This window comes from Sciscionella sediminilitoris, assembly GCF_000737195.2.
Lineage (GTDB): Bacteria > Actinomycetota > Actinomycetes > Mycobacteriales > Pseudonocardiaceae > Sciscionella > Sciscionella sediminilitoris.
This window is the reverse complement of sequence record NZ_JALM01000126.1, coordinates 1-9,468: the sequence shown is the minus strand read 5'-3', so window position 1 is coordinate 9,468 and position 9,468 is coordinate 1. Positions and strand designations below refer to the sequence as shown.

The following is a 9,468-nucleotide window of genomic DNA, read 5'->3' as shown; positions in this document are numbered from 1 at the left end:
CTTTGGGAGACACGCCCTAGGAAAGACCCCGCCGCAGTTCCTCGTGCAGCTTGGCGATCAGCGGCTCGACCCGGGGTTGCAGCCGGCGGCTCAGCACCACCTCGGTCGAGGACCGCTCCACCCCGTCGACCGCGATGATCCGCTGCAACACTTCCTCGAGCCCGGCGTTGTCCTTCGCCACGACCCGGCACAGCAGATCCGCGTCTCCGGCGATCGCGTTCACCTCGATGACCTCGGGGATCGCGGCCAGCCCCTCGATGGTCGCGTCGAGCTTGCCCTGGGAGAGATGGAGCCGGACATAGGCCATACCGCCGAATCCCATGGCGGACGCGTCGATCCGCGGCTGCCAGCTGGCAAGCACTCCGGTACGCACCAGCTTGTCGATCCGGGCCTGCACGGTGGCCCGCGCGATGCCCAGCCGCCGCGCGTATTCCCGCACCCCGGCCCGCGGGTCCTCCGCGATCAGCTCGAGTACCGCGGCGTCCAGGGGTTCGAAAGCCGATGTCACACGATTCTCCACGACGCTGTGCCGGTTGCTTACCGTTCCGGCCTCGAAATGTACCGGTTGCCAGGTCGCCCCCGGTGCGGCAGCCCCGATGTGCCGAGGGCTCGGCCATTGGACCAGTTATGGCGTGGCATCGGTCGATATTCTTTACCAGTTGCTCAAATTCAAGACCATCTATTGACCACCTGGCCGACAGTTTTCTAGCTTCATGCAGCCAGCCCGCCTCCGTGACGGGTACCACGACGACGTGTGGAAGAACGGGAGTTCGCGATGAACGCGCCCCTGGACACCGCGGAACCGCCCGCAGCGACAGCAACGGCCCCGCGTTCGTTCTCGCTGGACGATCGCTATCTGGCCGAGCACGGGCGGGTGCACCTGACCGGAGTACAGGCGCTGGTGCGAATGTTGCTGGACCGGCAGCGGCACGACGAACGCCTGGGGCACCTGGGATCGCTCTACGTCACCGGTTACGAGGGATCGCCACTGGCCGGCTACGACCTGGAGATCGCGCGTCGCCGGAAGCTGATGGACGCCAATCGGATCGTGCATTCCCCCGCACTGAACGAGGAACTGGCCGCGACCGCGCTGGCCGGAACCCAGCTGGCCGGACAGGTCGCGAAGCTGACCACCGCGGGGGTGACCGGCGTCTGGTACGGCAAGGCTCCCGGATTCGACCGGGCCACCGACGCCATCCGGCACGCGGCGATGACCGGTTCTTCCCCGCACGGCGGGGTTCTCGCCCTGGTCGGCGATGACCCGAGTGCGAAGTCCTCCAGCGTGCCCTGCTCCTCGGAAGCCGCATTCGCGGATCTGCAACTGCCGACGTTCTATCCCGCCGATTCGCAGGAGATCCTCGAATTCGGCCTGCACGCCGTGGAGCTCTCGCGAGCCAGCGGGTTGTGGGCCGCGATGAAGGTCGCCACCAATATCGCCGACGGCGCGTCGACCGCCCTGGTGAGTCCACAATGGACTGCGCCGGATCTCACCGGGCTTCCGGACGGCCTGCGCGCCTACTCGCACGTGCCGCACGCCCGGCTGCTCGGGGAGGAACTGGCCGCGCTGGAGCGCAGTTTCCAGCAGATTCGCCAGCCGATCGCGCTGGAGTACCTGCGCCGCAGCGGTGTGAACCGCATCCTCGGCGCGGGGCCACACGCCCGTATCGGCATCGTGTCGGCCGGGAAGACCTACCTCGATGTGCGTCAAGCCCTGGATTCCCTGGGCTTCGACGAATCCGCGCTGCAGCGGCAGGGGATCAGGCTGCTCAAACTCGGCGCGATCGTCCCGGTCGAACCCGCCGTCGTGCGTGAGTTCGCCGAAGGCCTGGATGAGATCATCGTGGTCGAGGACAAGCGGGCCTTCCTCGAAGTCGCGATCCGCGACATCCTCTACGGAACTCCGGATGCTCCGGCGGTCGCCGGGAAACGGGACCGCCACGGCGCGCGCCTGTTCACCGATGTCGGCGAACTCGATCCCGATCTGATCGCGCCCGGGCTCGCCGCCCGGCTCCGCGAGCACGCCTTCGCGCCACTGCCGGTGCGGACCGGAAGCCGCGCGCGCAGCCGCATCCCGTTGACCCTCGCGGCCCGCCCGCCGTACTTCTGTTCCGGTTGCCCGCACAACTCCTCGACCAAGCCCGTCGAAGGGGCACTGGTCGGCGGTGGGATCGGCTGCCACGCGATGGTGCTGATGATGCCCGAGCAACAGGTGGGCACCGTCACCGGACTGAGCCAGATGGGCGGCGAGGGTGCGCAGTGGATCGGCATGGCACCGTTCGTCGAAACCCGGCATTTCCTGCAGAACCTTGGCGACGGCACCTTCGCGCACTCCGGCAGTCTCGCGATCCGGGCGGCCGTCGCCGCCGGGGTCTCGATGACCTACAAGATCCTGTTCAACGCGACCGTGGCGATGACCGGCGGACAGGACGCCATCGGCGGGCAGGGCGGAATCGGCGGCCTTGTCGCGACCGTCCTCGCCGAGAACGTCACCGGCGTCGTCGTGACCACCGAACAACCCGCGAAGATCCGGAAAGCCCTGCGGCGCGCGGGAATCACCGACCGCGAACGGGTCACCGTGCGCCACCGTGCCGAACTGCTCGAGGCCCAGACCGAGCTCGCCGACCGGCCCGGTGTCACCGTGCTGATCCACGATCAGGAGTGTGCCGCGGAGAAACGGCGCAAACGCAAGCGCGGCACGATGCCCACTCCGGCGACCAAGGTCATGATCAACGAGCGCGTCTGCGAGGGCTGCGGGGACTGCGGCCGGAAGTCCAACTGCCTTTCGGTGCGCCCGGTCGACACCGAATACGGCCGCAAGACCCGCATCCACCAGTCCTCGTGCAACCTCGACTATTCCTGCCTCGAAGGGGACTGCCCCTCGTTCATCACCGTCACCGGCGCGGAAAAACCCCGGCCGAGCACACCCGCCACCGCGGATGTGGGTCCCCTGCCCGAGCCCGCCGTACGCGGCTCGGAAACCGACTTCACCCTCCGCATCACCGGGGTCGGCGGCACCGGCATCGTCACCATCGCCCAGATCCTGGCCACCGCGGCGGCGATCGAAGGCCGCTACGTCCGCGCCCTCGACCAGACCGGGCTCGCGCAGAAGGGCGGCGCGGTCGTCTCCGACCTGAAGATCAGCACCGATCCGCGTGCCCGCGCGGCCAAACTCGCCGACGGGGAATGCGATCTCTATCTCGGCTGCGATCCGCTCGTGGCCGTGGACCCCCGGCATGCGAAGACCACCGATCCCGACCGCACCATCGCCGTCGTCTCCACCGCCGATGTTCCGACCGGGAACCGGATCGTCGACCCGACCGCGCCCGCCCCCGAGCAGGACGGTATCCGCTCCGCGCTCGACGAGCGGGTCGCCGAGGCCAGCTACCTGCCCGCCGATGAACTGGCGCTCGAGCTGTTCGGCGATGAGCAGTTCGCCAATATGCTGCTGGTCGGCGCCGCCTACCAGGCCGCGGGCATCCCGCTGCCCGCCGAGGCGATCGAAGAGGCCATCCGGCTCAACGGGGCCAAAGTGGACACGAACCTGGCTGCCTTCCGGCACGGCCGCCGTCTGATCGCCCAGCCCGGAACCGAAGCCCCCGAACCGCCCGTGGACCTCGACGAGCTGATCGCGCAGCGCACCGCCGAGCTGACCGCCTACCAGGACGCCCGCTACGCGGAGACCTTCACCCGGTTCGTGCACAAGGTCAGCGCCCGGGAGACCGAACTACTGCCCGGAAGCACCCGGCTCACCGAGGCCGTCACGCGGCATCTGTTCAAACTCATGGCGTACAAGGACGAATACGAAGTCGCCCGGCTTTCCCTCGATCCGGCGCTACGCGAAACGGTGCGCGCGCAGTGGGGCGAGCACGCCACGATCCGCTACCGGCTGCACCCACCGGTACTGCGCGCGCTCGGCATGAAACGGAAACTCTCCCTCGGCCCCTGGTTCCGGCCGGTTTTCCGGATCCTGCGCGCCATGCGAGGGCTTCGCGGAACCGCGCTCGATCCCTTCGGCCGCATGCGCGTGCGCAAGCTCGAGCGCGCGCTGATCGAGGAATACCGGGACGTGATCGACACCGCCTTGGCGAGCCTGAACGCCGGCACACTGCCCCTGGTCACCGAACTCGCCGAGCTGCCCGACATGATCCGGGGCTACGAGGAGATCAAACTAGCCTCGGTCGAGCGCTACCACCGCAAGCTCACCGAACTGCGCCGAGAACTGCCTTCGGATCCGTGCCCGTAACACCCGCCCGATGCCGGTTCAGTGCTGCTCGCGGAGTGCGCGGTGCATGGCGCCCTGGACGACCTGGCGGGGGTCGGCCAGGGGACCGGGTTGCCCTGGGGAGGTGTCGAAGATGTTGGGTTCGCCGCGGCGGTAGCGGTCGGCGTCGAGTTGTTTGAGTGGTTCGAGTGCCGGTGGCTGGTAGAAGCCCCAGTTGGGCACCTGGGTACCGCGGTGCCCGGAGGCGTCGAGCACGGCCTGGGCGACGCGGCGTGCGGCGTCGCTGGAGGCTTCCATGCATCCGTTGTTGATGTTGGTCTGGATCCAGTCACCGGCGATGAACAGGTTCGGGATGGCGGTCGGCCCGGTCGGGCGTTTGTCCCAGGTGTCCACGGTGTTGCTGGTGACGGTGCCGTGGTCACCGTTCGACCAGTGGATCGCCGGGTCGAGTGTCCAGTCGACGACGGCGTCGTCGCGGCGGAAGGTGGGTTCGAACGTCCCGAAGCGTGCCTGGTATGTCGCCCAGACTTCCTCGAAGATTTCTCGCCTGGTGCACTCCTTCGCGGGTTTGCCGACCACGGTGGTGCCTTCGCCGTTGGCCCAGTCGGAGATGATCACGGAGAGCACGGCGTGCACCGTGCCGTCTCCATAACGGCTGGAGACATCGTCCTTCCACTGACTGTCGAGCAGGATCGCGGAATTCGACCACGGGTGGTCGGCGGGACCGTTGATGGTGCTGATCGCTTCTGGTGACCGGCGCAGATAGATCTGCATTCCGTTCATCCATCCGGATTTGAGGTCTTTGATGTATTCGAAACGCGGCTCGGCGGCCAGTAGCTGGCCGGTGGTGAGCAAGGGTTCGGCCACATCGCACTGGGTCGCGACGATGAACCAGTCGGCGTCCACCGTGCGCCGGGTGCCTGCGGTATCGGTCACCCGGGCCGAGCCGATCCTCCCGCGGGCCATATCGAGCGATTCCAGCGACTGCCCGGTGTGGAAGCGCACTCCGAGACGAGTCAGGTGCTGCACCCACGGACCGATCCAGGTATCACCGGTCGGTCCGTCGAGGAACTGCGCGAACAGCGCATTGCGCGAATCGTAGCCAAGCCCGAGGAAATTCCACAAGAAGGCATCGACGATGTTGCCCGTGGACAACGTGGCGACATCCTTGGCTTTGGTGGACTGGAGGATCTCGGTGATCCCCTTGATGAGCACCATCTGGAACGCTCTCGACTTGTGCTCGGCATCGAGATAGTCCCACCAGGAGATGTGGTCGTACTGGCCGTAGCGGCGATCCCAGCTGCTCGTGATGTAGATCAGCAGCTTGTGCAGGAAATCGGCGAGCTCGAAGGGAAGCTGCGGGCCGAGTTGTCCGAGGAAGGCCAGGAGCCGGGCGAGGTTGGCCGCGAGATAGGCGGGGTCGCCGAGCAGCTTCGGGTCGATGTCCACGCCGTTGGTCGGCAGGTGGATCGGCAGGGTCGAGTCCGGGCTGGTGCTGACCGTGATGCCGAAACCGTCGAGTTCGTCCACTCGGCGCAGCGAGTCGAAGACCGTGTCGCCTCGTCCGGGTCTCGGGATCCGCTGCATCGAGTCGGTCAGGGCTTTGTAGAAGCCGGGGAAGATCCGGAATCCGTGTTCGGCGGGCAGATCGGCGCGACCGAGCTTGCCGGTGCCGGGTAGTCCCCAGGTCCGGCATTTGCCGCCGAGTATGGTGTTGCGTTCGAAGACCTCCACCTCGAACCCGCGTTCCACCAGTTCGTGCGCGGTAGTCAGCCCGGCAACGCCACCACCGAAGATCGCCACCCGCGGGCCACGCCCCGCGTTCGTACGGCGCGGTCTGCTCGCCCCAGCGGCCGGTGTGGCCATGCCTGGCAGTGCGAACACGGCAGCACCGGCCGCGCTTCCGGCCAGGAAGCTACGCCGGCTCACCGCGGAGTCGTCGGGGGATTCCGAATGGGACTCGTTCATGGCTGAACTCCATTTCGCGTCGAGACAAGGGAAACGTCAGTGGGCGGACGGCGCGACGACGTCGAACGCGTTGGGCAGGCCCAGTGAGTAGCGCAGGTCATCGTGATTCCAGAGTGGTTCGAGCACCGGTGGCGTCGTGCGTTCGCGTACCGTGACCGGTGAACCGGAGACACCGGCGGCGGCGAGTACTCCTTTGGCGGCGCGCTTTCCGGTCTCGATTGCCCCGTCCATGGTGTCGCTTGTCAGGTTGTTGCGGACATGCCCGCCAGCCAGGAACAGGTTGGGGATCTTGGTGACCGGCTCCGGTTGGTCGCGGTAACAGTTGGGAGTGACATCGAACCCACCGGCACCGTTCAGCTCGATGTGATTCCCCGTGGCGCGCATGCCGTCGTTGAGATACATCGAATGGACTGCCGAGTCCGCGAAGATCCGTTCTCCATCCGGGGTGTATTTGCGTAGTTGGGCCAGTATCTCGGCGAAGAGTTCTTTTTCCGAGCAGTCCCTGGCCGGTTTCCCGTACAGGATTCCCGGTGTGTCGTTCCAGGTCGCGTCGAGCATGTCGAAACCGAAATACGCCTTGGCCTTGCCATCCCCGTACTCGGCGGCGAAATCCGTGTTCTTCCACCACTTCGACCATTGGATCTGCAGCATCTGCCATGGCGAGTTGAAGTCGTACTGGAAAACCGGAGCTTCGGGGACGGTGTTGAAGAAGATCTGGAAACCACCGGTCCAGAACGTGCTCAGCCGGGCGATCCGGCCGAGCGCCGGATCGGCGGCCACGATCCGGTCGTTCATCAGCGGCGCCGCTCGGTCGTTCGGGACGGCGACCACGAAATAGTCCGCTCGCACCTCGGTTTGCCGACCGGCGGCGTCCCGCACGATCGCCCCGTCGATACGCCCATCGGCATAGGACAGCCGGGTCACCGTCTGTCCGGTGTGGATCCGCACCCCGTGCGCGCGAAGATGATCGGCCCACGGGTCGAACCAGACCTCGTTGAGCGGACCGTCGGCGACCTCGAACAGCGCACCGTGCAACCCCGGCCCCGGGCCGTTGGTCAACCAGGCGATGAACCCGTGCAGGACAAAGGCCCATGCGCGGGCGTTCATCCGGTCTCCTGGGGACCAGCCCGGATACATGGGAGCATTCCGGAAGAACTGCCCGTTCGGAGACAGCAGGTCCGCGCGCAGGAAATTCGAATAGCTGCTGTTCTCCAGTTGTCCCCATTGTCGTTTCGGTCCGCTGGTGATCAGCGCGACGTACTTGCTCGCCAGCAGTGCTTCATCGAACGGCGTCAGATGCCCCAGCGTGCGGAGGAAGTTCGTGATCAGCTCGAGCAACACATCCGGGGTGAACTTCGCCGGATCGAGCGCCGGCCACGGCATCGAGGGAATATCCAGATCGACGTCGTCCCACAGCAGCGCCCGGACATCCGGCGGGCCCTGAACGAAATGATCCAGCACGTTTCCGCCGCGAGAGCTCGGGATGCGTTGCAGCATCTCACCGAAATTCAGGTAGAAAGGCAGCACGAAATGCGGTCCGATCTCACCGGGGAGATCCTTGCGGCCGCCGCTCCCGGTGCCGGTCTGCGCGGGAAAACTACGGCATTTACCGCCGATCGTGCCCGCCCGCTCATAGATGTCGACGCGGAACCCTCGTTCGGCCAACTCATGGGCCACGCTCATACCTGCCGGTCCGGCGCCGAACACGGCGACCCGCCGACCGTGGCCCCCACTGGCCGCGTGACCGGTGGCAGCGGTCGCCGATCCGGTCGTTCCGGCGGCCGCTAACCCGGCGGCGACCGCTCCGGCACCACTCACGAAGCGCCGGCGCGTCACCGATCCCGTTGCGGGGGATCCCACTCGTAGTAGGCAAGATCGACCTCGATGGGCACGGTTGTCCTGCCCCCGGTCGACATCTCGAACAGAAGAGTTCTTTCGGCCGTCACCTCGTAGCGCATGGTGGTTCCGCCTCCGGTGATCTCGAGGTTCGCCCCGTCCGGCCACACCGTGTTGGTTATCCTGACATCGGGGGAAATACCCCGGTATCGGACGGGCAAACCTGTTGTGGGAACCGGCACCGCCTGAAGAGCCTCTCGGTGTGTTCCGGCGCGGCCGGACCCCGGCGTTCCGGCCCGGCCGGCCGGAACACCGAGATCGCCGACCTGGACGACCAAGACCGGTACTCTGGCCTGGTCTCCAGGCGCCGGTGGCGATCGATCACCTGCGGTTGTGTGGCCGGGGTGAAGAAGCCGACATGTGTTCGTGACGGGCAGACTCTAGGGTGGGGCCTGGAACTCGTCACGGATAAGGTGCGGATCGATGACCGAGGAGTATCACCGGGTGGTGATCGTAGGCGCGGGCTTCGCCGGCGTCACGGCCGCGAATGAACTTGCCGCCAAGGGGATCGATGTCCTGTTGATCGACAGGAACAACTACCACCAGTTCCAGCCGTTGATCTACCAGGTGGCAACGACCCAGATCGCGGTCACGGATGTGGCCCGGCCACTGCGGGCGATGTTCCGCCGCACACCATCGGTATGCGTCAAGACCGCCGAAATCACCTCGATCGACCCGGGCGAACGCGCGGTCACCACTGCGGATGGGATCACCTACCGCGGCGGATTCCTGATACTCGCTGCGGGGTCCGAGGCGAACTTTTTCGGCATTCCCGGAGCCGCCGAACACGCGTTTCCCCTCTATTCGGTCGACGATGCGGCCAAGTTACGTTCGCGTTTCCTCGGTGCCCTCGACGCCGCCGACCGCGACGAGGCCTATATCGACAAGGGTGCGCTCAACGTGGTCGTCGTCGGTGCGGGCCCGACCGGTGTCGAGACCGCGGGCGCGGTAGCCGAGAGCATGCGCAGCGCCGTACCCGCCTACCTGTCCCCGGCGCTGGCCGCTTCGGGGCGGGTCTACCTGGCCGACATGCTGCCCTCGGTCCTGACCCCATTCAGCGAGCGGTCGCAACGGTATGCGGAGGCGAAGCTGCGCGAAGCCGGTGTCGAACTCCGGCTCGACCTCGGCGTGACCGAGGTCCGCAAGGACGGCGTGACGCTCTCCGATGGCACCGAGATCCTCTCCCGAACCGTCGTGTGGGCAGGTGGTCTCAAGGGAAGCTCGCTGCTTTCCGATACCGGACTGCCGCTCGGCAAGGGAGGACGGGTCGAGGTCGCCCCCGACCTGACCGTGCCCGGGTTCGAGGGCGTCTACGCGCTCGGCGACTCGGCCAACATTCCGGACTCCGCGGGATCTCCGCTGCCCCAGCTCGGTTCGGTCGC

At 66.7% G+C, this 9,468-nt stretch carries 6 protein-coding genes; 2 read left to right on the top strand and 4 right to left on the bottom strand.

Annotated features, from left to right (window positions below; all coding sequences use genetic code 11):
• Window positions 1–16: 16 nt before the first annotated feature.
• A complete protein-coding gene (locus tag AD72_RS32525) occupies window positions 17–508 on the bottom strand; it encodes an Lrp/AsnC family transcriptional regulator (RefSeq protein WP_031470478.1) in 492 nt (163 codons plus the stop codon).
• Between the two features lie 267 nt (window positions 509–775).
• Between AD72_RS32525 and AD72_RS32520 the strand changes: the two genes are divergently transcribed.
• Window positions 776–4,243, top strand: coding sequence for an indolepyruvate ferredoxin oxidoreductase family protein (locus AD72_RS32520; RefSeq protein ID WP_051899256.1), 3,468 nt, complete (start codon window positions 776–778; stop codon window positions 4,241–4,243).
• A gap of 18 nt (window positions 4,244–4,261) precedes the next feature.
• Here the strand turns inward: AD72_RS32520 and AD72_RS32515 are convergent, their stop codons facing one another.
• The 3 genes from AD72_RS32515 to AD72_RS36920 all read right to left on the bottom strand — a co-directional run bounded on the left by AD72_RS32515 (window position 4,262) and on the right by AD72_RS36920 (window position 8,364).
• Complete coding sequence (locus tag AD72_RS32515) at window positions 4,262–6,190, bottom strand: hydroxysqualene dehydroxylase (protein ID WP_082469284.1); 1,929 nt, start codon at window positions 6,188–6,190, stop codon at window positions 4,262–4,264.
• A gap of 36 nt (window positions 6,191–6,226) precedes the next feature.
• On the bottom strand, window positions 6,227–7,897 hold the full coding sequence (locus AD72_RS32510; RefSeq protein ID WP_255357208.1) for an FAD-dependent oxidoreductase: 1,671 nt from the start codon (window positions 7,895–7,897) through the stop codon (window positions 6,227–6,229).
• 125 nt (window positions 7,898–8,022) lie between these two features.
• Complete coding sequence (locus tag AD72_RS36920; RefSeq protein ID WP_156365481.1) at window positions 8,023–8,364, bottom strand: hypothetical protein; 342 nt, start codon at window positions 8,362–8,364, stop codon at window positions 8,023–8,025.
• 145 nt (window positions 8,365–8,509) lie between these two features.
• Here AD72_RS36920 and AD72_RS32505 point away from each other — a divergent pair.
• Window positions 8,510–9,468, top strand: a 959-nt coding sequence (locus tag AD72_RS32505; protein WP_031470474.1) for an NAD(P)/FAD-dependent oxidoreductase, incomplete at its 3' end; no start/stop codon positions are given.

Excerpts from the sequence above, each read along its gene's own strand:
- AD72_RS32520 (WP_051899256.1), top strand. The coding sequence starts at position 776 with ATGAACGCGCCCCTGGACACCGCGGAACCGCCCGCAGCGACAGCAACG.
- AD72_RS32515 (WP_082469284.1), bottom strand. The coding sequence starts at position 6,190 with ATGAACGAGTCCCATTCGGAATCCCCCGACGACTCCGCGGTGAGCCGG.